This is a genomic window from Candidatus Levibacter sp. Uisw_134_01 (assembly GCF_047717795.1).
Lineage (GTDB): Bacteria > Pseudomonadota > Alphaproteobacteria > Puniceispirillales > Marisalimonadaceae > Marisalimonas.
The window spans coordinates 1161098-1184995 of sequence record NZ_CP159808.1 but is presented as its reverse complement, the minus strand read 5'-3'; the positions used below and the strand labels follow the sequence as shown (position 1 = coordinate 1184995).

The 23898-nt window shown below is 29.2% G+C and carries 21 protein-coding genes, 1 tRNA gene and 1 pseudogene; 18 read left to right on the top strand and 5 right to left on the bottom strand.

The annotated features are described in order from the left end of the window. Positions 1-6 precede the first annotated feature (6 nt). Both selD and ABXT66_RS06070 read right to left on the bottom strand, forming a co-directional pair. Positions 7-2211, bottom strand: coding sequence for a selenide, water dikinase SelD (selD, locus tag ABXT66_RS06075; protein ID WP_443642598.1), 2205 nt, complete (start codon positions 2209-2211; stop codon positions 7-9). An 18-nt stretch (positions 2212-2229) separates the two neighbouring features. Further along, positions 2230-2303: transfer RNA gene (locus ABXT66_RS06070), tRNA-Cys, on the bottom strand. A 197-nt stretch (positions 2304-2500) separates the two neighbouring features. On the opposite strand from ABXT66_RS06070, the gene ABXT66_RS06065 reads away from it, so the two are divergent. The 3 genes and pseudogenes from ABXT66_RS06065 (at position 2501) to ABXT66_RS06055 (ending at position 8427) form a co-directional block, all read left to right on the top strand. Next, positions 2501-3889, top strand: a complete 1389-nt coding sequence (locus ABXT66_RS06065; protein ID WP_443642597.1) for a TolC family protein — start codon at positions 2501-2503, stop codon at positions 3887-3889. Between the two features lie 25 nt (positions 3890-3914). Next, a pseudogene (locus ABXT66_RS06060) lies at positions 3915-6556 on the top strand (valine--tRNA ligase). Between the two features lie 20 nt (positions 6557-6576). Beyond that, a complete protein-coding gene (locus tag ABXT66_RS06055; protein ID WP_443642596.1) occupies positions 6577-8427 on the top strand; it encodes a dihydroxy-acid dehydratase domain-containing protein in 1851 nt (616 codons plus the stop codon). A 1-nt stretch (position 8428) separates the two neighbouring features. On the opposite strand, the gene xth is transcribed toward ABXT66_RS06055, so the two are convergent. Both xth and ABXT66_RS06045 read right to left on the bottom strand, forming a co-directional pair. Then, positions 8429-9262, bottom strand: coding sequence for an exodeoxyribonuclease III (gene xth, locus ABXT66_RS06050; RefSeq protein WP_443642595.1), 834 nt, complete (start codon positions 9260-9262; stop codon positions 8429-8431). Beyond that, entirely contained in the window at positions 9240-9587 is a 348-nt protein-coding gene (locus tag ABXT66_RS06045; RefSeq protein WP_443642594.1) for a HesB/IscA family protein, read from the bottom strand. The genes xth and ABXT66_RS06045 overlap by 23 nt, the downstream gene beginning before the upstream one ends. A gap of 108 nt (positions 9588-9695) precedes the next feature. On the opposite strand from ABXT66_RS06045, the gene ABXT66_RS06040 reads away from it, so the two are divergent. The 13 genes from ABXT66_RS06040 to ABXT66_RS05980 all read left to right on the top strand — a co-directional run bounded on the left by ABXT66_RS06040 (position 9696) and on the right by ABXT66_RS05980 (position 20930). After that, complete coding sequence (locus tag ABXT66_RS06040) at positions 9696-10883, top strand: deoxyguanosinetriphosphate triphosphohydrolase (RefSeq protein WP_443642593.1); 1188 nt, start codon at positions 9696-9698, stop codon at positions 10881-10883. A gap of 5 nt (positions 10884-10888) precedes the next feature. Then, on the top strand, positions 10889-12625 hold the full coding sequence (gene argS, locus ABXT66_RS06035) for an arginine--tRNA ligase (RefSeq protein ID WP_443642592.1): 1737 nt from the start codon (positions 10889-10891) through the stop codon (positions 12623-12625). Positions 12626-12630: 5 nt separating this feature from the next. Continuing rightward, positions 12631-13278: a hypothetical protein gene (locus ABXT66_RS06030; RefSeq protein ID WP_443642591.1), complete on the top strand. Its 648-nt coding sequence runs from the start codon at positions 12631-12633 to the stop codon at positions 13276-13278. 9 nt (positions 13279-13287) lie between these two features. Further along, on the top strand, positions 13288-14043 hold the full coding sequence (locus ABXT66_RS06025; RefSeq protein WP_443642590.1) for a segregation and condensation protein A: 756 nt from the start codon (positions 13288-13290) through the stop codon (positions 14041-14043). A 46-nt stretch (positions 14044-14089) separates the two neighbouring features. Next, positions 14090-14671: an SMC-Scp complex subunit ScpB gene (gene scpB / locus ABXT66_RS06020; RefSeq protein ID WP_443642589.1), complete on the top strand. Its 582-nt coding sequence runs from the start codon at positions 14090-14092 to the stop codon at positions 14669-14671. A 32-nt stretch (positions 14672-14703) separates the two neighbouring features. Beyond that, the gene (locus ABXT66_RS06015; RefSeq protein ID WP_443642588.1) at positions 14704-15780 is read left to right on the top strand and encodes an ABC transporter ATP-binding protein; all 1077 of its coding nucleotides are present in this window, start codon (positions 14704-14706) and stop codon (positions 15778-15780) included. A 77-nt stretch (positions 15781-15857) separates the two neighbouring features. Then, positions 15858-16100: a twin-arginine translocase TatA/TatE family subunit gene (tatA, locus tag ABXT66_RS06010; RefSeq protein WP_443642587.1), complete on the top strand. Its 243-nt coding sequence runs from the start codon at positions 15858-15860 to the stop codon at positions 16098-16100. 18 nt (positions 16101-16118) lie between these two features. Then, entirely contained in the window at positions 16119-16460 is a 342-nt protein-coding gene (gene tatB / locus ABXT66_RS06005; RefSeq protein WP_443642586.1) for a Sec-independent protein translocase protein TatB, read from the top strand. A 21-nt stretch (positions 16461-16481) separates the two neighbouring features. Then, positions 16482-17258, top strand: a complete 777-nt coding sequence (gene tatC / locus ABXT66_RS06000) for a twin-arginine translocase subunit TatC (protein ID WP_443642585.1) — start codon at positions 16482-16484, stop codon at positions 17256-17258. Positions 17259-17279: 21 nt separating this feature from the next. After that, the gene (serS, locus tag ABXT66_RS05995; RefSeq protein ID WP_443642584.1) at positions 17280-18575 is read left to right on the top strand and encodes a serine--tRNA ligase; all 1296 of its coding nucleotides are present in this window, start codon (positions 17280-17282) and stop codon (positions 18573-18575) included. Continuing rightward, positions 18576-19331, top strand: a complete 756-nt coding sequence (surE, locus tag ABXT66_RS05990) for a 5'/3'-nucleotidase SurE (protein WP_443642583.1) — start codon at positions 18576-18578, stop codon at positions 19329-19331. It abuts the gene before it with no gap. Between the two features lie 5 nt (positions 19332-19336). Then, positions 19337-19981, top strand: coding sequence for a protein-L-isoaspartate(D-aspartate) O-methyltransferase (locus tag ABXT66_RS05985; protein ID WP_443642582.1), 645 nt, complete (start codon positions 19337-19339; stop codon positions 19979-19981). A 49-nt stretch (positions 19982-20030) separates the two neighbouring features. Continuing rightward, a complete protein-coding gene (locus ABXT66_RS05980) occupies positions 20031-20930 on the top strand; it encodes a peptidoglycan DD-metalloendopeptidase family protein (RefSeq protein ID WP_443642581.1) in 900 nt (299 codons plus the stop codon). On the opposite strand, the gene ABXT66_RS05975 is transcribed toward ABXT66_RS05980, so the two are convergent. Then, positions 20927-21790: an ATP-binding protein gene (locus tag ABXT66_RS05975; RefSeq protein ID WP_443642580.1), complete on the bottom strand. Its 864-nt coding sequence runs from the start codon at positions 21788-21790 to the stop codon at positions 20927-20929. The genes ABXT66_RS05980 and ABXT66_RS05975 overlap by 4 nt on opposite strands. Before the next feature lie 122 nt (positions 21791-21912). Here ABXT66_RS05975 and yajC point away from each other — a divergent pair, with 122 nt between their 5' ends. Next, positions 21913-22278: a preprotein translocase subunit YajC gene (yajC, locus tag ABXT66_RS05970; protein ID WP_443642579.1), complete on the top strand. Its 366-nt coding sequence runs from the start codon at positions 21913-21915 to the stop codon at positions 22276-22278. A 47-nt stretch (positions 22279-22325) separates the two neighbouring features. Then, on the top strand, positions 22326-23888 hold the full coding sequence (gene secD, locus ABXT66_RS05965; RefSeq protein WP_443642578.1) for a protein translocase subunit SecD: 1563 nt from the start codon (positions 22326-22328) through the stop codon (positions 23886-23888). Positions 23889-23898: the final 10 nt, after the last annotated feature.

Below are 23898 nucleotides of genomic sequence, written 5' to 3'. Positions count from 1 at the left end.
GTGAAGTTACATTATTTTGATTTGGTTATCTAAATTATTCACATAACCTATTTCAACAAAGTTGATTTTGTAATTTTTTAAAATTGCAAATTGTTTTTCTTTATCTTCCCTAGGTATTATAAAAGCTAATCCTCCAACAGTTTGAGGGTCATATAATATTTCATCGATTGATTTTTTTTGTCGATCATAAATAATACTTTTAATAGCTGAATTATAATTTGATTCAAACAAAGAAGATTTTACATCTTTATCAATAGCTTCTTTAACTCCATTAAATATTGGTATTTTTTCAGGGAAAATCGTTAACCCAGTCTTATTCTTATCCCTTTTTATCAAATTAAGAAGATGGTTTGCAAGGCCAAATCCAGTAATGTCAGTCATTGATAAAATATTTAATTTTTCAGTTATACTACCAAACAAGAAGTTGCCATTTATCATTTGAGTTATCACGTCTTTTTGAAAATAACTGTCAATTATATCATTGTTGATACCAGAAAAAATAATACCAGAACCAATTTTTTCTGTTAGGACTAAAGTATCATTATTTTTAATCTTATAACTTTTTTTATTTTTATTTTCTTTTAGTTTACTTTCACCAGTAACTGTAAATCCTATTACTGGATCACTATCTTTACCTATCATGGTATGGCCACCATTTATAATACAATTATGTTTATCAAATACCTCTTTTGCCCCGGATAAAACTTGTTCTAAATCTCTAGAATTTATATCAACTTTAGAAAAAGGTAATTGAAGCATCATTAAAGCTGCAATTGGGTTGGATTTCACAGCTATAATATCACTCAGCGAATGGTTAGCCGCTATCTTGCCCAATAAATAAGGGTCGGTAATTATAGCATTTATCATATCTATAGTTTGAAAAAGTTGTGGGTAATTAAAAATTGAAGATGCATCATCTGATGAAGCTGTTATATTTTTAGGAAGGGTATTCCTTAATGCAGTAAAAGGAACTTTTGCTGCGCAGCCTTTACATTGCATTTGGTTAGTTTTAACAAAATTTAAATTTGAGGTTATGTTCAAAAATGAAAGAGTTTTATCTATTATGTTTAAGATATATTCACTTTGTTTAGAGTTTTTATTATTAAATTTATTTATAAATTTTTGATCAATATACTTTTTTAAAAAACTATTAAATTTTGAAGAATATGAAAAATTATATTTAGTTCCAATTGTATATCCATTAGAGAGACCAATCAAGGCTAAGTAATTTTTATTAAAAGAATATTTTTTTCCTGATTTAGTCATTATGTAGGACTTAATGCTTCTAGCTAATGGTTTACCAGATCTTACAGCAAAAACTCCAGCTTTATGAAGGTTTTGATTATCAAAATTAACTATATCACCTGCTGCAAAAATGAATTCTCTATTTGTTTGAAAAGCACTATTTACTATTATAAAACCATTTTCATTTAATTTTATATCCGAGGATTTTAACCAATTTGGAGCCATGGCATTTGTAGACAGAATACATTTATCAATCTTTAACGTATTATTATCTGACATAATGACTTTGTTTTGTTTGACCTCTAAAACCTCAGTGTTTTCTATAATATCTATACCAGCTTCTTTAAGGACATTTTTTGAGGTCTTTCTTGTATGATTAGAAAAAGAGCTTAACAGACCATTTATACCGGTAATTATTGATATTTTTAAATTTGGTTTATCTTTTATATATCTTTTCTTTATAGCTAATGCTAATTCAACAGCTCCCGCACCACCTCCAATAAAAGCGATGTTATTTAAATTTTTAATTTTATTTAAAAAATTATTTGCCAACCCTGAGATAGGTTTAACAGGAATACAAAATTTTTCTGCACCTTTTATTTTTTTATAATTACTTTCAATTCCAGAATCTACAGATAAAACGTCAAATTTTAATGATGGTCTATCTTTTAGATAAATCTCTTTATTTGCAGAAGAAATATTTATAACTTTAGAATGAATAAAACGAATATTTAGTCTTAAAGATAACTTATAAAGATCGATATGGCTTTCTCGCCATGAATAAACCCCTTCAATAAAGCCTGGTATCATACCAGAATATGGAGTGTCAATTTCATTACTTACTAATGTAATTCTATTACCTTGAATAGGTTTTTTAGATAACTCCATCATTAACACTATGTGTGAATGTCCACCACCAACTAAAACAAGATCATTTGTAATTGGTATGTCTTCTTTCTCAATCATTTTTAAATCATCTTTAAGTGGAGGCCCGAAGCGGAATCGAACCGCTGTAAACGGCTTTGCAGGCCGTCGCATCACCACTCTGCCATCGGGCCACTGAATAGTTATATTTAAATCTATAACTTTACATTAACATACAAGCAAATAAAAAAATATCTTATGTAATTTAATTTGTAATTCTTTTTAAAATAATAAATATAATGTATGTACTATTTATATAATTTTCTTTTCAAATTTTTAAGAGATGTTATTTATTAGCTAAATTAAGTTAATATTATAAATTGGAGTTTTAATGATTTTACCATTAGAAAAAAATAGAGCTTTTATATTTTTGTCAGCATTTTTGCTAATTTGTTCAATAGGTAATATCCCGAAAGTATCAGCGTCTGATTTTACTTTCAAATTATCAATCACTGAAGCTCTTAAAAACAGTTTGGAGCTTAAGTCAGAAAAATACCGTTTAGAATCTGTTAGGCATTCTCTAGAGGAATCATATTCTTCAAAAGATTGGTCAAATTCGTTTACCACTGTTTATAATTCATTAAACAAACAGTCTGACTCAGTTGGTTCTTATGTTAATGATGACACAACAACTTCTACTATTTCATTAAGCAAAAAAATATTAGATGGTGGAGAGGCTTTTGAAAAATATTCAATTGCAATGGATAATATTAAACTACAGGAAAATAAATTAAAATTAATTGAGCAAGAAGTTATATTAAATGCAGTTAATTCTTATTTAGATGTTTATACAAATCAATCTTTTTTTAGTTTAAGAAAGAGAAGTTTAGAAAGATTCAAAGAGAACGTTGAAGCAACTCGTTTAAAGCTAGAAGCAGGGACTGTAACACCAACGATCTTGGCTGAAGCACAATCTAAATTAGCAAAAGCAAATTATGATTTGATTTTAGCCGAAGGTAACTTAAAAAATGCAGTTTCAAAATTCAAAAGTATTACTAAATTCAAGGTTGTTCCAAATAAATTTTATTTACCAAGTTTGAATTTCAAAGAACCGAAAACTGAAAATGAGACAATAAAATTGTCTAATAAAAATAATCTTTCATTAAATATCGCAAAGCTAAATAAAGCTTTAGCTGAAAAAAACATTAAATTATATAAAACAGGTAAAAGGCCATCTTTAAAATTAGAATTTCTTCTAAAAGATAGTCAATCATCTGCTTCAAATTCAACGAGCGATTATCAAAGTTATGGAGCAAATATTACTTTCAGTTCACCACTTTTTTATAATAATTCTTCAAAAAGTTCATTAAGACGATTAGATAAATTATATATGGCATCTTCTTTAGACTTGTCTGAAAAATATAGGAAGGTTGAATTGGATGCTATTTCTTCATTTCAAAATTATAAAAATTCTATAGCTAAAATAATTGCATCTGAAAGTGAAAAAAAGTCATCTTTATTAGCATTAAATGGTATTAAAAAAGAAGCGGAATTTGGAATTAGAACTGTTTTAGAGGAACTTGACGCAGAAGTTGAATATTTGAATGCTTCGGCAAATTTAATTAAAAGTGAAGCAGAAAAAGTTTATAACTTATTGTCTATCAAAGCAATTTTAGGTGAACTCACAATAAAAGTTATTGATAGTAAATATAAAGATAACTTTGTTTTAAAAGATAAAGATTTAAACTTTAACATTTTAGATATGAAAATGTTTAATTAAATTAAACCGTGGATATAATTATATTATGATGGATAAAAGATTTGATTCAAAGTCAATAGAAAGAAAATGGTATCAAAAATGGTTGGAAAGCGGTGCTTTTGCTTCTAACAACACGTCATCAAAAAAACCTTATGTAATTATGATGCCACCGCCTAATGTTACCGGGTCCTTGCACATAGGTCATGCTTTAACTTTTACAATACAAGATATTTTAATTAGATTTCATAGAATGCAAGGATTTGATGTTCTTTGGCAACCTGGGACTGATCACGCAGGTATAGCTACACAAATGGTTGTCGAGAGAGAATTGGCAAAATCTGACATAACACGACACTCTCTTGGAAGAGAAAAATTTATTGAAAAGATATGGGAATGGAAAGATAAATCTGGTGGTGATATCACTAAACAATTGAGGGCTCTTGGAGCATCACCTGATTGGGAAAAGGAACGATTTACAATGGATGATGGTTTATCTAAAGCTGTCAATCTAGTATTCGTTAAATTATTTAAAGAAGGTTTGATTTATAGAGATAAGCGCTTAGTAAATTGGGACCCCAAATTATTTACAGCAATTTCTGATCTCGAGGTTGAGCAAAAAGAGACACAAGGAAAGTTCTGGTATTTTAATTACCCCATTGAAGATAGCAATGAATATATAACTATTGCAACAACAAGGCCTGAAACCATGCTGGGTGATACAGCTGTTGCTGTTAATCCAGAGGACGAAAGATATAGTCATTTAAAAGGTAAAAATGTAATTCTGCCAATTTTAAACAAACCTATACCTATTATTTTTGATAAATATTCTGATCCTAAAAAGGTTCAGGAGCTGTAAAAATAACTCCTGCACATGATTTTAACGATTTTGAGGTTGGTAAACGTCATAATTTAGAAATGATTAATATTTTTAATGCTGATGCATCAATAAATGAGAATGGAACAAAGGACTTTGAAGGTTTAGACAGGTTTCAAGCTAGGAAAAAAATTTTAGAAACCTTAAAGTCATTAAATTTATTTGTAAAAGAAGAAACTATTACCCATACGGTACCTCATGGTGATAGGTCAAATGAAGTTATAGAGCCATGGCTTATGGATCAGTGGTATGTAGATGCTCAGAAAATGGCAATACCAGCCATTCAAGCTGTTAGAGATAATAGAACAAAATTTATACCTAAAAATTGGGATAAAACATATTTTGATTGGATGAATAATATTCAACCTTGGTGTGTTTCAAGGCAACTATGGTGGGGACACAGAATACCAGCTTGGTTTGGTCCAGATAAAAAAATATTTGTAGAGTTAAACCAAAAAGATGCTGAAAAAGCTGCCGAACTACATTACGGTAAGAAAGTAGTCCTTAAGCAAGATGATGATGTTTTAGACACCTGGTTTTCATCTGCTTTGTGGCCTTTTTCTACACTCGGTTGGCCAGATGAAACAGCTGACTTAAAAAAATATTACCCTACAAATGTTTTAGTGACAGGCTTTGATATTATCTTTTTTTGGGTTGCTAGAATGATGATGATGGGAATTCATTTTATGGATGGTCAAGTTCCTTTCAAAGAAGTTTATATTCACGCTTTGGTTAGAGATGACAAAGGTCAAAAAATGTCAAAATCTAAAGGTAATGTTATGGACCCACTGGATTTGTCTCATAAATATGGTGCAGATTCTTTAAGATTTACACTTACTGCAATGGCAGCTCAAGGTAGAGACATTAAGTTATCCGAAGAAAGAATTGCTGGTTATCGTAACTTTTCTACAAAAATTTGGAATGGCTGCAAGTTTTTAGAATTCAACGAATGTACTTCAGAATTAAACACAAATATAATTACTTTAGACTTACAAGCAAACAAATGGATAATTAATCTTTATAATCAACTAAATAAAAAAGTGGAAATTTCAATAAAGGAATATAAATTCAACGATGCTGCAGATGCATTATATCAGTTTATTTGGAGAGATTATTGTGATTGGTACATTGAATTTATAAAACCTTTGTTAAACAATAAAGATAATAATGAAGCTATAAAAGAAACTAAATGTGTTTCCATTAATGTTATGAAGAACGTTTTATTGATGCTTCACCCAATTATGCCTTATGTTACAGAAGAAATTTTTGAAAATTTATTGAAGCCTTCTGAATTGGTTATATCGTCATCTTGGCCAGAGACTATGTTTAATGATATTTCTTTAAATAATGGTATTGATTTATCAATTAAATTAGTTTCTGAAATTAGGTCATTAAGAGTTGAAAAAAACATACCTCTTGCGTCTAAGCCAAGTGTAATTCTTAAAAATGTTAATTCTGAAAAAAAGAAAATTATAGATGAGAACAAAAAATTAATAATTAATTTAGCAAAATTAAATGAATTATCATTCTCTCTTGAAGAAGATTTATCAATTGATAATTTCATAGTAAGCACTGTTGATGAAATTACTCTTATGATACCTCTTGATGGTTTGATTGATATTGAAGGTGAAAAAAACAGGTTGAATAAAGAGTTGTCAAATATTAATAATGAAATTGAAATTATTAATAAAAGATTGAATAATTCTATGTTTGTTAGCAAAGCGCCTTCAAAGGTTGTAGAGGATGTTAATAATAAACATGATATTTTTAAACAAAGAAAAACCGAATTAGAAAAAGCTTTATTAAATTTATAAAAAAATAATTGGAGAAATTAATGAAGAACTCAAAAACAGTTTTAATAGATAAAAATCCTGGTAGAAATTCTCAAACCTATGGTATTGCTAGAGTTCTTAATACAGACCTTGAATTAATTCATGAGCCATCAGTTGGTGTGGTTGGAAATAAAGGGGACTCCCAATGCTATTTAGGAGTAGAAGAAAAAGTTAAAACAATTCATGAAAAACTTCGTTTAAGAATTGGTCAAAACTCTGGGGACATAAGAATGAGATTGGTCCAACCAGAATATACAGTTGCCACCTCTGATGGGATTAGAAACGGCACCAGAGAAATGCGATACTCTCTAATAGGACGAGAGGTTACTAACGACACTCTATGTGAACATTTGAGTGCGTCAGGTCTAGAAGGAACAATAGCTGTAGTAGCATGTGACAAACCTCCAGTTGGCACTTTGTCAGCAATATTAGAACATAATAGGCCTGCTATAATCATGTCAGATGGTCCAATAAGACCTGGTATTGACTCAGTGACTAAAGAGCCCCTGGATATAATTTCAAGTTATCAAATTGCTGGTAGTGACGATGAAGAGTTGAAAAAAAGAATTGCATGTGAAGCTTGTCCTGGTTTTGGGAGTTGTGGTGGTATGTTTACATACAATACAATGCAAACTTTTATTGGTGTAGTTGGTATGCAGCCATTACATATGGTGTCGCCACCCTCGGATGATAAAAGAAGAACAGATATTTTTCCCGATGAGCTTATTACCTATTTAGACGATATGGTTAAAAATGATATTAAACCAAGAGACATTGTTACAAGAGATTCTATCAGAAATGCTTTGATAGTTGCAATGTCTATAGGTGGCTCAACAAATGTTATGCTTCATGCTCCAGAATTAGCTCGTGCAGCAGGTTATAATAATTTTAACGAAGACATAATGAGTTTTGAAGAATTCAATCATCTATCTAAAAACGTTGTTCCTGTTTTAGTGGATGCTAGACCATTTGGTAAATACTCAATGGTTGACGTTGATACAAAAGGTGGGGTTCAAGTTTTTGTAAAAGATTTGCTTAATTCTGGATTGTTGAATGGAAACACACTTACTTGTACTGGTGAAACATTAGAAGAACAAATCAATAGAATTTCTCCTAAAGATCCAGATGGAGAAGTTATATATACTGTTAAAAAACCTTTTAAACAAACTGGAGGACTTAGGCTTTTAGGAGGTAATTTATCTCCAGAATATAGTTCAATTTTAAAGCTCGCTGGAGTTGAAGGTGGATTAGAAGATAACGTTTTTATTGGTAGGGCTAGAATATTTAATGGAGAACAAAAACTTTTAGATACACTAGAAAATGAACCTGAAAAAATTAATGATAAGGATATGATAATCGTAAGATATGAGGGGCCTGTAGGTGGACCTGGAATGCCTGAAATGTTGGATTCAACTTCAAGAATTACATCTTTATGTAGGGAAAAAAATATAATAGTAGGTTTAATGACAGATGGAAGATTTTCTGGTGGTTCAGTAGGTCTTGTAATTGGTCATGTAGGTCCAGAGGCGGCGCTTGGGGGGCCTATTGGTCTAATTGAAGATGGAGACGAAATTATAGTAGATTTGAATAAAAACACTTTAGACTGCACTCAGTTATTAGATACAAACACTTTTAGTGAAAGAAAGAAGGCATGGCAAAAAATTGTTGATATGAATAATGGGCTTCATCCAGCGGTAGGTGATGCTGACACTAGGTTATTAAATAGAATGAGAAGCTCTGCAGTCTCTGCCATGTTTGGTGCAGGAATGCATCCCAACAGGGAAGTATGGATACCAAATCCACGTGAAATCAAAAAATCAGATTTTATACCAAAAAACATTCATAAAAAATAATTTAATATTTTTCCTCAATTTCTATCCAAACTGGAGTGTGGTCACTAGGCTTTTCTTGCCCTCTGAGATTTTTGTCTATACCTACGTCTATTAATATATCAACTATTTCAGGTGAAATTAAAAGAAAATCTATTCTTATTCCATTATCTTTTTGCCATGCTCCACCTTGATAGTCCCAAAAGCTATACTCAGTTAAATTTGGATGTTTTAAACGATATGAGTCTATAAGACCCACATTAATTAATTCTTTCATTTTAGATCTTGTTTCGTCAAGATATAAAGCATCATCTAGCCACTGAGAAACATCATGGCAATCAATTTTTTGTTGTATTACATTAAAGTCACCACCTAATATAAGAGGTTGATTAGTATCATAAATCATTTGTGTGTATTTTATTAATCTTCGCATCCAATTTATTTTGTAATCATATTTAGGACCAGGTGCTGGATTACCATTAGGTAAGTACAAACAAATAATATTTATGTTTTCAATTTTTACGTGCAAAAACCTCGCCTGATCGTCAGTTTCGCTATCTTGTTCATAAATAGGCAAATTATCAGATATTTTCTCTATCTTAAACTTACTAGCTATTGCAACACCATTATAGGATTTTTGCCCTAAATAGACAGTATTATAACCTTTTTCTAAGAATTCATTTTGAGGAAAATTTTCATTTACTGTTTTCGTTTCTTGCATTAACAAAATATCAGTTTTGCTTTCTTCAAGCCAATTAATTACCTTAGGTAATCTCATTTTTATAGAATTTACATTAAAACTTGAGATTTTTAATGACATAGACTTAATATGTTTTTCATATTGAAAAGCTTGTGCCACAACCACAATTAGCTGTTGCGTTAGGGTTTTCAATTTTAAAGTATGCGCCTGATAATTCAGAAACGTATTCTAAAGTGCTTCCTACGAGAAAATCCATGGATGGTTTGTCAATAAGGTAACTTATTCCATCTTGATTGAATACATAATCATCATCATTAGGAGATGATGAAAAAGAAAAGTCATATTGAAAACCTGAACATCCTCCACCTAAAACAGAAATTCTAAAAAAGGAAGCATCTTCACTTTTAAGTAAAATTTTAATTCTGTTTGATGCGTCTTGCGATAATTTAAACTCATTTTCTTTAGTATTATTAATATCTTGCATGAAAATACTCTATCAATTTTATTTACTGATTGAAACAGTTATTACAATGTTTAATAATTTATATTATCATATTTGTTATACATAACGAACTAATATTAGGACAAATTATTGGTAAATTCTATAGATAATAGGTTTTTAAGTACCTTTGCGTGTCACAGCTCAAAAACTAGAGGAAGAATTTATAAAGATGAGCCTTTAATACTTGGTCGTTCAGAGTTTCAACGTGATAGAGATAGAATTATTCACTCTGAAGCTTTCAGAAGGTTAAAAGATAAAACTCAAGTTTTTGTTTATGATGATGGAGATCATTATAGAACTCGACTCACACACACAATTGAAGTAGCTCAAATTGCTAGATCTATTGCAAAAGCTCTTAATGTTAATGAAGATTTGGCAGAAACTATATCACTTGCTCATGATTTAGGCCACCCTCCACTAGGTCATAGAGGTGAAGAGGTTTTAAAAAAATTAATGTTAAATTTAGGTGGCTTTAATCATAATGTGCAAACTCTGAGAATTATAACATTTATTGAAAAAAAATATTATAATTTTGAAGGATTAAATCTTACTTTTGAAACTTTAGAAGGTTTAATTAAACATAATGGCCCTTACTTAGATAATAAAAAAATCCCATCTTATATTTTAGAAATTAATAAATTAATTTCAGTGGATCTAAATAATTTCCCATCTATTGAAGGGCAGGTAGCTAATATATCTGACGACATTGCATATTTAACACATGACTTTGATGATGGTCTTCGTAAAAAATTATTTACGATCAATCAACTTCGAGAGATAAAAATTGTAGATTTAATTATAGAAAAAATTGAAAAAAAATTTCCAAGTATACAATATGATATTTTAATTCATCAATTTATTAGACATTTAATTAGCTATTTTATAAATAACATTGTTTCGTCATCACAATTAATTATAAATAAAAACAATTTTAAAACTGTGGATGATATAAGAAACTTTGATAGAAACGTGGTGCAATTATCGCCTATTGCATTCAAAAATATGGAACAAATTAGAACTTTTTTATTCAAAAATATGTATCATAATAAATCCATTTTAGATAAGTTAAACAAAGCTTCATTAATGATAGACAAATTATTTTCTTTATATAACAAAGATATTAATTTACTCCCAGAACAATGGAGATATTTAAGAGGGGTTCCTTTATCAAATCTCTCTAAAATTGATAAATCAAGAGTGATTGTAGATTATATTGCTGGAATGACCGATATTTTCTTAAAAAAAGAATACTTTAAGTTTTATAAAGAGGAAGATTAGTATCTATGAATATCTATAAAATATATTTTGGTCATCTAATAAATGCGATTAATTCTTTTAAAAATGATTTTAGTTATACGTTTGATATTGAACCGTACCTCACAAAGTTAACTTTAGAGCCTCCTAAGGAAACAATTAATGGTGACATGTCTACAAATATGGCAATGGTTTTATCTAAGGAAATCAAATTAAACCCTCGTCAGATTGCTCAAAACTTTGTTCCTTATATTACAAAAATTCCTGGTATAGAAAAAGTTGATGTAGCTGGAGCAGGTTTTATTAATATTAAATTGGCCCAAGTAACCTGGACAAGTTGCTTAAAAAATATCTTATTAAATCAATTAGATTGGGATAAATTTGATCTAGGAAAAGGAAAAAATATCAATCTAGAATTTGTGTCTGCAAACCCAACAGGACCATTACATGCTGGGCATGCAAGGGGTGCAGTTTTTGGAGATGCGCTAGCTTCTCTTTTAACTAAAGTTGGATATAAGGTAACAAGAGAATATTATATAAATGATGCAGGGAGCCAAATTGAGAAATTAGTGAAATCATCTTTATTAAGATATGAAGAATGCATGGGAAAGAAAATTGACCAAATTCCTGATGGTTTGTATCCAGGAGAATATTTGAAGGATGTTGGGAAAGTTTTATTTGATAAATATGGTAAAGATTTATTACTTAAAGATAAAGCTAAGGTTTTTGAAATAGCTAGATCAATTTCATTAGAAATAATTTTGAAAACAATAAAAACTGATTTACAAAAAATTGGCATAGAAATGGATGTTTATTCTAGTGAACAGAAGATTGTTTCAAGTGAGTTACTAGAAAATGTGTTAAAAATTTTAGAAGATAAGGAACTTGTTTACTCTGGAACATTACCAGCTCCAAAAGGTGTCAATTCTGAAAATTGGGAAACGCGTGAACAACTTCTTTTTAGATCAACGAGTTATGGTGATGATACTGATAGAGCTCTAAAAAAATCAGATGGTAGTTGGACATACTTTGCAACTGATATGGCTTATCATTTAGATAAAATAAAAAGAACTAATGGAAACTTAATTAATGTACTTGGCGCAGATCATACTGGTTATATTTCAAGAATAAATGCTGCCGTTAGAGCGCTTTCTAATGAAAAGAGTTCCATAGATACTAAAGTTTGTGCTTTGGTAAATCTTTTAGAAGATGATAAGCCAATAAAAATGAGCAAAAGAGCTGGCAATTTTGTAACACTTTCTGAGATTATTGAAGCAGTTGGAAAAGATGTAATTAGATTTATAATGTTAACAAGACGTAATGATCAAACTTTAGATTTCGACTTTAAAAAAGTTACAGAAAAATCAAAGGAAAATCCTGTCTTTTATGTTCAATACGCCCATGCAAGGTGTAATTCTATATTTAAATCTGCTAAAGTTTTAGAAGAAGATGTGTTGCCAGAAAATTTAAACTTGCTTACAAATGAAAATGAAATTGCGCTTATAAAGTTTATTACTTTATGGCCTAGAGTTCTAGAGTTGGCAGCGAGAAATCATGAGCCGCATAGAATTTGTTATTATTTAATTGAATTAGCAAGTAATTTTCATAGCCTTTGGAGCAAAGGAAAGGACGATAATAATATTAAGTTTGTTCTAGAGAGCAATCATGTCTTAACAAATTCCAGACTATCTTTAGTTAAAGCAGTAGCATTAACCTTAAGAAAAGGGTTATCTCTCCTCTCAATAGAACCTATTTTTGAAATGTAACCTATATGATAAATTATTTAAAATTGTCAGCATATTTTTTTTTAGGAGTGGGTGTCTTATTTTCTTTAGGAATTTTTGCTTTAAAAATTTTCTTTTATGATAACCATAATGATAGTTTAATAATACTAGGACCTGATAATGCTGATGTTATTGTAAAGCCAAGTGATCCTAAGGGATTAAAAGTTCCTAATTTAGATGTTGAAATTTTAAATAATAAAAAAGCTTTAATTGAAAATGAAAAGTTGAGACCTCTTCCAGTTAAACCAGAATTACTGCCAATTGAAGTGATTGAAAGTAACAAAATAAAGAAGAATTTTAATAAACAGGATTTAAAGAATAATATTTTAACTAAAATAGAACCAAAAATTAAACCAATCAAAATTGATAAAACTAAACAAAAACCTGGTCTTTATAGGGTTCAATTTGGTTCTTTTAAAAATTTAGATAAAGCACGAATTGCAATTAAATCTATGAATAAACAACATAGAATCTTATTATCTAATGTGACATTAGAAATTTATACTTTTAAAAATACTAAAAATTTTTTATTTCATAGAGTTTGGACTTCACCTTTAATTAAGAAAGACGGTCTTGATTTATGTGAGAAATTTAAATTAAAAAATATAGTTTGTATTTTACAGCCAAATAAATGAGAGTTTTTAATGTCTAACTTGGTAAATAAACAATCAGATGTATTAAGTCTAACATTAGACGGTTTTCAAGGACCAATTGATTTACTTTTGAGCCTAGCAAGAGACCATAAGATAGATTTGTCTAGGTTGTCTATATTGCCCCTAGCTGAACAATATCTTGAGTTTTTAGATTATGCTATTAAGAAAGATATAGATGTTGCAGCAGAATACTTAGTTATGGGAGCTTGGCTTGCTTTTTTAAAATCTAAAATTCTTTTACCAGTTAATACTGATGACGATATAAATAATGCACAAGAAATGTCAGAGCTTCTTGCACTTCAATTAAAAAGATTAGAAGCCATTCAAAAAGTATCCAAACTACTATTTAAGAAACATCAACTAGGGCTTCATTTTTTTAAAAGAGGGGTCTCTGAGGTTTTTAAACCTAATCAAAAAGTGCTTTATGATTTGAGCTTATTTGATTTAATTAAATCCTATGGCCAAATTATATCAAAAGATAAAAATCAATCAGTTACAATAGCAAGGTCAAGACTATACGCAGTAGAAGAAGCCGTAAAAAATTTGAGAAGTTTGATTAATAAATCTACTGGTTGGAAAAATCTTTTTGAGTATTTACCACAAAATATTAGAGATAACCTTGAAAATAGATCTGCTACGGCGTCTTATTTTGTAGCTTCTTTAGAGCTTGCAAAAGAAGGGGCTTTATCTTTAAGACAAGAAAGTTTTAAAGAAGAAATTTATTTAATTTCTAAAACTAATATGTAGACATTGTGTGTAGATATTAGATATACAATGCATGTATGGAGTAATAATGACAGATTTAAATGAAAACAACATAGATTTTAATTTTAATCTTAGAATTGTGGAAGCATTAATTTTTGCTTCACCTGAACCTGTTTCATTTAATGAATTAAAAAAAACTATTCCAGACATTGATATTTTAGAAGCAATACTGGAATCTTTGGAAAAAAAATATTCATCAGGCGGATTTAATTTATATAAAATTAATAATAGCTTCGCCTTTAGGACATCTCCAGACGTATCAGAATTTTTAAATGTTGAAACAATAATACCTAGACCATTATCAAGAGCTGCTTCTGAAACTTTAGCAATTATTGCTTATCATCAACCTGTAACTCGAGCAGAAATAGAAAACATTAGAGGTGTTTCTTTTAGCAGAGGAACTTTAGACGCCTTATTGGAATTAAATTGGATAAAACCAGGTCAAAGAAAGTCAACTCCAGGCAATCCATTAACTTGGAGAACATCTGATACTTTTTTAGATCATTTTGGTTTAAAAAATATATCAGATCTCCCTGGTATTGACGATTTAAAAAGTTCTGGCCTTTTGGAAAAAGATAATATTATTTTTAAAGATGATCCTGCTAAATAATTTTTTAAAACTGTTATTAGATTGGTTTTACTTTGCTTGAATTTATTAAAATATCTCACTCGTATGATAAAAATTATATTCTTAATGATTTTTCTATGAGGCTAAATGATGGTGAAGTTGTTTCTCTGTTAGGACCATCTGGTTGTGGTAAAACTACTTTATTAAAATTAGCAAGTGGAATTGAGAAACTTCAAAAAGGTGAAATTAAGTTAAATGATAAAATAATTTCTTCTTCAAACACTCATCTTAGTCCAGACAAACGAAAAGTTGGTTATGTTTTTCAAGATTGTGCATTATTTCCACATCTAACTATTTTACAGAACATTTTTTTTGGAATGAATAGTAAAGAAATAAGTGCTCAAACAAATAAAATTCAAAATTTAATGAATGAAATTAATATTTCTAGACTGTCTGATAGTTTTCCTCACGAATTATCAGGTGGACAGCAACAACAAGTAGCGCTTGTAAGGGCAATTGCATCCGATCCAAAAATTATTTTACTAGATGAACCATACTCTAATTTAGATTCAAGATTAAAAGAAAAAATTAGAGACCAAATGCTACATATTTTAAGAGAACATAACATATCTGCCTTACTTGTCACACATGATCCAGAAGAAGCTATGTTTATGTCTGATAAAATTGGCGTTTTAAATAACGGTGTTGTTGAACAATTTGGAAGCCCTATTGATTTATATTTACGTCCTAAATCAGCTTTTATTGCAGAGTTTTTTGGTGAAATTAATTTATTTGAAGGATCTGTGGATGGTGGCTTGGTAAATACTGTTTTAGGGACTTTTAAATGTTCTAAAAAACTTAATAAAAATAAAGTTACAATTGTAATTAGAAATGAGGCTATTAAATTATATGCCGTAAATAAAGCTATGTCTGAAATAGTAAATGAGAATGGTTTTATTGTGTCACCATACTTTGGTTATGTAATGGAGACTAGATTGTTAGCAGGCTCTACTTTAATTCACCTGTCTTTAAAGGTAAATCAAACTAATTATCATATTCATGCAAGAATTCCAGGATTAAATTTTTTTCATATTAATGAAAAAGTTAAAGTCTTGACTGACCCAAATCAAATTTTTGTTTTTAAAAAATAATTTATGTCTTTTTAAGAAATAAATGTTACATATGTTAATATATTGTTTTTAGGAATATAATTTCGGGAGAAGATAAAATGGGTGCTTTTAGTATTTGGCATTGGGTTATCGTTTTAATCGTGGTGCTTATCCTTTTTGGTGGTAAGGGAAAGCTTTCAAGTATAATGGGTGACTTTGGTAAAGGTTTAAAAAACTTTAAAGATCAAGTTAAATCAAATAAGGAAGTTGAAGAGGAAGTCGTTGAGATAATTCCAGAAAAACCAAAAAAGAAAGTTGTTAAGAAAAAGGTCGTTAAAAAAACTACAAAAAAGAAAACATAATTCTTAGAGAGTTTTTAAATGCTAGATATTGGTTTTCCAGAATTTTTACTTATCTCTTTTGTCTTATTGATAGTAGTTGGTCCCAAAGATTTACCTAAGGTTTTACGTTCTATAAAATCTTTTATTACAAAAATTAAATTAATGGCTTCTCAGTTTCATTCAGGCATAGATGATTTAGCTAATGAATCTGAGATATCAAACTTAAGAAGTGAGATTTCAAAAATAGAAAATAGTTCAACTTATAATTCTGAAATAGACGAAATTAAAGTTGTTGAAAATGAATTAAATATGAAATCTTTAAAAAAAGATTTGAATGAAATCAATAACTTAAGTTCTAATAAAATAAAAAAAAATAAATAATATTTGATATTCGAGAATATAATGGCAAAGACAAAAAAGTCAGAACAAAATATGACGTTACTCGATCATCTTATAGAATTAAGAAATAGACTTTTGATCTCATTTTGCGCGTTTATTTTTTTATTTTTTTTATGTTTTATCAAATTTACTGCTAATAATCAAAATCTTGCTGATATTGTATATAACTTTTTACAAGCGCCATTAGCTTCTCAGATATCAGAAAATGGTGGAAGAATGATTTATACTGCATTACATGAAGGTTTTTTTACTCAGGTTAAAGTAGCTTTTTTTATATCACTTTGTGTTTCTTTACCAATTTTTTTAATTCAAATATGGCGTTTTGTAGCACCAGGATTATATCAAAATGAAAAAAAAGCTTTTTTACCTTTTTTATTAGCTACACCAGTTCTTTTTGTAGCAGGTGCTGCAATGGTTTATTATATTGTAATTCCTTTAGCTTGGGACTTTTTTTTATCATTTCAAGTTAACGGTGTAGATGGTTCTCTTCCAATTGAGCTTGAGCCACGAATATCAGAATACTTATCCTTAGTTATGAAATTGATTTTTGCGTTTGGTCTTTGTTTTGAGTTACCTGTTATATTATTATTACTTGTTAAAACTGGTATTATAACGCCTGATGATTTGGCAAATAAAAGGAAATATGCTATTTTGATTGCCTTTGTTATTGCAGCGATCTTAACTCCCCCAGATGTAATTTCACAAATATTATTAGCGCTTCCAATTATTGTTTTATATGAAATTTCAATTATATTTTCTAAGTTTTTAAATAAGAGTTAATTTTTTTAAACGAGTTTTTTTATGCATGATATAAAATTTATTAGAAACAAGCCAAATGAATTTCAGTTGTTAATGGAAAAGAGAGGATTAAAAATTGATCTACCTGAAATACTAGAACTTGATAGGCAAGTCAGAAATTACCAAACAAGTATTCAAGAAATACAAGAAAAAAGGAATAATACGTCTAAAGATATTGGAAAGTTAATTTCTCAAGGTAAAGATGTAGCCGAATTGCAGTCACAAGTGTCTCTTTACAAATCTGATCTCACAAAATTAGATGAGAAAATTAAAACATTATCAAATAAACTACATTCTTTACTTATTACATTTCCTAATTATTTAGAAGCTGATGTTCCTTTAGGAAAAGACGAAAGTCATAATGAATTGATTAAAGAATGGGGTAAAATTCCTCAATTTGAATATCACCCATTAGATCATGTTGACCTTGGGGAACAGTTAAACGGACTAGATTTTAAAACAGGGGTTAAAATTTCTGGTTCTAGATTTGTATTATTACGAGGTCATTTAGCTTTGCTTGAACGGGCTTTATCTTCTTTCATGATTGATACTCATTTAAATAATTTAAATTTTGAAGAAATTTCTCCTCCCTATATTGTAAGAGAAGATGCTTTATATGGCACAGGACAACTTCCAAAGTTTTCAGATGATTTATTTAACACTATTGATAACAGGTGGTTAATACCAACATCAGAAGTTCCATTAACAAACATAGTCAGTAATGAAATAATTGATAAAAAAACATTACCTTTAAGATTTGTTGCTAACACACCTTGTTTTAGATCTGAGGCAGGTGCTGCTGGAAGTGATACAAGAGGAATGATAAGACAGCATCAATTTTCTAAAGTTGAGATGGTTTTTATTACGGAGCCTGAAAATTCGAATGAAGAATTAAATGTTTTAGTTTCTTGTGCAGAATCTATACTAAAAAAATTACAATTACCTTATAGAGTTATGAAATTATGTTCAGGTGATGTTGGGTTTTCTGCAAAAAAAACATTTGATTTAGAAGTGTGGTTACCGGGTCAAAATAATGGAAAGGGTGCTTATAGAGAAATCTCATCTTGTTCTAATTGTGGAGATTTTCAAGCAAGAAGAATGAATGCAAAATTTAAAGATAAAGAAACAAATAAAATTGAATTTTTGCATACTCTTAATGGTTCTGGTTTAGCAATAGGTAGAACTATGATTGCTGTATTAGAAAATTATCAACAAGAAGATGGATCAATTTTAATACCTGAAGTTTTAATACCTTATATGAAAGGCATTACTAAAATTCAAAATCCAAATATGAAATAAATGGAAAATTTTATAAATAAAATTTTAATAACTAATGACGATGGCTTTGACGCTGTTGGTCTTCAAGTATTAAAAAGTATTGCTTATGAGTTTTGTGATACTGTTTATGTAGTGTCTCCCAAGCATAATCAATCTGCAAAATCCAGATCTATAACTCTCATGGATAAGATAAGTTTTGAGCACAAAAATCTATACGAATGGATAGTTGATGGAACTCCAACAGATTGTGTTATTTTTGCATTAAATCATATAATGAATACTAGTAAACCTGATCTTATTTTAAGTGGAATTAACGCTGGAAGTAACATTGGTGATGAAGTTTCTTATTCTGGTACTGTAGCGGCTGCTATGGAGGGTGCTTTAAGGGGTATAAATTCTATTGCATTAAGTCAACTCGGAGGAGACCATAAAAGTAATTCATATTTATGTTCAAAGAATTATAGTGTTGAAATTATTAAAAATCTTTTAAAGCTTAAAATTAAGGCTCCATTGTATTTTAATGTTAATTTTCCATTGAATATATCTGAATCTGATAACAGTAAATTCTTATATACAAAATTAGCATCTCAAAAAAAATCTGATGAAATTTTTGTTAACAATACAGATACCTCATATAAAATTGGAAGAATGTTAAACTCTTATCAAACCACACAAGAAACTGATATGGATGCTTTAAGCAAAAACAAAATTTCTTTAACACCTTTAACATTAGATCTAACTAATATTTCTTTATTTAATCAATTAAATAAAAGATAAATAAAATGCTATATGAGACTTCAATTCAAAAAGCTAATTTAATAATGACATTAAGATCTATGGGCATTACTTCGGATAGAGTTCTTTCTGCAATAGAGTATATTCCAAGAGAAATATTCTTACCTTCAAATTTTCATTCTTATGCTTATCAAAATAACCCTTTACCAATCGGATTTGATCAAACCATTAGTCAGCCTTTTATAGTAGCAACAATGACAGAGGCACTGGCGCTTCAGGGCAATGAAATAGTATTAGAAATAGGAACTGGCTCAGGATATCAGGCGTCTATATTATCACTTATGACTAGAAGGGTATATTCAATTGAGAGATTGAAACCATTATTAGTCAATGCACAAGCTTGTTTTAAAAAACTAAAATTGACAAATATTATTTCTGAAGAAGGTGATGGTTTTTTAGGTTGGCCAAAATTAGCTCCTTTTGATCATATTATTATAACGTGTGCAATTAAAGAATTAGATGGAAGATTGTTAAATCAAATTAGATATAATGGTATTTGTATAGCTCCAGTAGGTGATTTAAATTCAGGACAGAGACTTAAAAAAATTACAGTCAAAAAGAATAGATCTGATGATATATGGGAGGATCTAGGTCCAGTGAGTTTTGTTCCGCTAATTAGTGATAAGGATTGAATTTTTTAAGTAAGTTGTTAAAATTCAAATTTTAAAAGGTTTTTTTATTTTGTTTAAGTTTATTTTACTTTTTTTGTTCCTGACTAGTTGTAAAACTGCAGAGTTAATTGAAAATGTTAAAGGTGATTTTGCTCCAGAAAAAAAAGCTACAATATTTAATAAATCTAATGTTTTAAAAGATAACATTCCAACAAATGGAATGATATTTGTTAAAAAGAATGAAACAATATTCTCGATTGCAAACGAATATAAAGTCATTCCTAAAGATATTATTGAAGATAATAATTTGATTAAACCTTACTTTTTAAAAGAAAATCAAATTCTATTTTTGAGAAACAAGAACATTTACATTATCAAGCAAGGAGATACACTTGATAAAATCTCTTTGAGATTTGCAGTAAACAAATTAGACGTATTAAGTCTTAACAAGTTAAAACAAAATCATATATTAAAAGTTGGGAATAAAATTTTAATTCCAGTTAAAAGGAATTATTCCCTAATAGATCAAATTATAGATAAAAAAATTTATAACGTTAAACCAAGTAAAAAAAATTATAAAACTAATGAAGCAAAAAAAATTAAAAATGCTCCAAATTTTATATGGCCTGCTAAAGGTAAAATCATTAAAGGCTATGGCAGCTTTGGCAAAGGTCAACATAACGATGGTATAGATATAAAATTAAATAATAATTCACCTATATATTCCTCTCATAGTGGAAAAATAGCTTTTGTTGGTTCTCAAATAAAAAAATTTGGAAATCTTATTCTTATAAAACATGATGACGGTTGGTTAACAGCTTATTCAAACATTGCTAAATATAATGTTAAACAAGGCCAGTCAGTGAAAAAAAAACAAGTTATAGGTTACAGTTCTTTAAGTGAAGATGTTTTGCATTTCCAGATTAGATATAAAAGAAACCCTGTTAATCCCAACAGTTATATAGATTAATTAATCTTTACTTTTTGTTTGCTTGCTATGTCTTGAATAAATTGCCAAGCTACTCTACCAGATCGGGCGCCTCTTGTTATGGACCATTCTAATGCCTGAGACCTTAAAATATTTTGCTCAAGGCTAATCTTGAATTCTTTACAATAGGCGAAAACAATTTCTAAATAAACATCTTGAGACATGTTATGAAACCCTATCCAAAGTCCAAATCTATCAGATAATGAAACTTTTTCCTCTACTGATTCAGATGGATTAATTGCAGTTGATTGCTCATTTTCCATCATATCTCTAGGCATTAAATGTCTTCTGTTAGATGTTGCATAAAATATAACATTATTAGGTTTTCCTTCAATTCCACCATCTAAGGCAGCCTTAAGACTTTTGTATGTATTTTCGCCGGCATCAAAAGATAAATCATCGCATAATAAAATAAATTTATATTTTTTATAGTTTGATAAAAGTGACAATAGTTCGGGTAATTCTGCAATATCTTCACGGTGAATTTCTACTAATTTTAGCTGTTCAGATTTTGTTTTTAATATAACTTCTGCATGTACTGCTTTAACTAATGATGATTTACCTGTCCCCCTGGCTCCCCATAATAAAGCATTGTTGGCAGACAAGTCATTGGCAAAGCTAATTGTATTATCCAACAATGTTTGCTTTTGTGAGGCTATACCTTGGAGAAGTTCAATTGGTATTCTATTAATTTCTAGGATTGGTCTAACTAAACCTGATTTAGATTCATAAATAAAACCTTCACTTTTATCTAAGTTATTAATTTTCTTTTCTGCAGGAGCCATTCTGTCTAAGGCATTTGCAATTCGTTCTAATAAATGTTTCGAATTTTCATCAATCATTTTTGAATTAACCTAAGTAAATCATAAAAATAGCAATATATATATATTTTAAATTTTATCTATGGTGTTTATGTTTTTTTTTTATATAAGATATTATTAATTTTACTTTCTAGGAGTTACTCATGATTTCAAGTGCATTTGCTCAATCCGCAGCAGGAGGAGCCGGAGGGTTTTCTCTGCAAGGTCTTCTTCCTTTTGTTCTCATTTTCATTATATTCTATTTTTTACTTATTAGACCTCAACAAAAAAGAGTTAAGCAACACAAATTAATGGTTGAAAACTTAAAAAGAGGCAATAAAGTTTTAACAGCTGGGGGTATTTTGGGCGTTATTTCAAAGGCCAATGAAGGTTCTGAAACTGTAAGTGTAGAAATATCTAAAGATGTTATAGTTGATGTTGCGAGACAAATGATTTCAGAAGTAAGAGGTGAAGAAAAATTAAAGTCTGCTCCTAAGAAGCCTAAAACTAAATCTAAAGTCAAAAAATAATATATATGTCCTAAAATCCTTGTGAATTCTATCTATATTGAGTAATAATGAAAAATTTATCTAAAATAAGAGCTGCATTTCTGCTTTTTTTAATTTTCTTAGGTATAGCTTATGCAATACCCAATTTTTTAAATAGCTCAGTAAAAAACACCTCTTCTAGTTTCTTGCCAGGTAAATCCATTAACCTTGGATTAGATTTAAAAGGTGGATCATATCTGTTACTTAAAGCAGATATGGACATAGTTTTTTCAGAAAAATTAGAAACATTACTATCAGATATTAGATCAGCTTTAAGAAAATCTAAAATTGGATATAAAAAATTAAGTGTTAAGGATAAAAAGATTTCTTTTCAAAAAAGAGGTTCAATTCTAAATGATAAAATTAAGTCGACAATATTAAATATAGATGAAAACTTAATTGTAAAAATTAATGACAGCACTTTTTTTATTGAATTTTCAGATATTAATAAGAAAAAAATCATTAAATCAACAATGGCTCAAGCTATTGAGATAGTTAGAAGAAGAATTGACGAATCAGGTACTAACGAACCAAGTATACAACAACAAGGAATTGATCGGATTATAGTTCAATTACCTGGACTTGATGACCCAAGCCGTATTAAAAAATTACTAGGCAAAACTGCAAAATTAAATTTTCAATTAGCTCATCCTTCTATCTCTTCAGAGGATATTAATATAAATTCAAAAGCACCACCTGGTTATACAATACTTGAAGATGACAAAGATCCTGATCTTTTTTACATGATAAATAAAAGGGTAATGGTCTCAGGCGAGATGTTAAAGGATGCAAATCCAACATTTGATAGAAATAATAGTCCATCAGTATCTTTTCAATTGTCTGCTCTTGGAGGTAAGAAATTCGGAAGGGTAACTGGCAAGCATATTGGAAGAGCTTTTGCTATAGTTCTAGATGGTAAGGTTGTTAGCGCACCAGTTATTCAATCACAAATCTTCTCAAGTGGACAAATTACTGGTAATTTTTCTACGCAAGAAACAAATGATTTAGCATTGGTCTTAAGATCCGGTGCTTTACCTGCTCCAATGATTATTCTAGAAGAACGCTCAGTTGGACCTGGTCTAGGAGCGGATTCAATTCAATCTGGTAAAATAGCCAGTATTGTAGGTTTGATTGCCGTGATGATATTTATGTTTATAACATATGGTATCTTTGGTTTGTTAGCTAATATTGCTTTAATGTGTAATATTATCTTTATAATTGCATTGTTAAGTTTAATTCAAGCCACATTAACTTTACCAGGAATTGCAGGTATTGTTTTAACAATGGGTATGGCTGTTGATGCTAACGTATTAATTTTTGAAAGAATTAAAGAAGAATATAATGTAGGTAGAAATGTTTCTGACGCTGTTGAAGCTGGTTTTCAAAGAGCTATTTCAACTATAATTGACGCTAATTTAACAACTTTATTTGCAGCTCTTGCATTGTTTTCGTTTGGCAGCGGTCCTATAAAGGGCTTTTCGGTTACTTTAATGATAGGCATAGCTACTTCAATGTTTACTGCAATAATTATAACTAAATATCTTGTTTTATTTTACACAAAGAAAAAAGATATTAATAAAATTAAATTTTAAGGTAGCACCT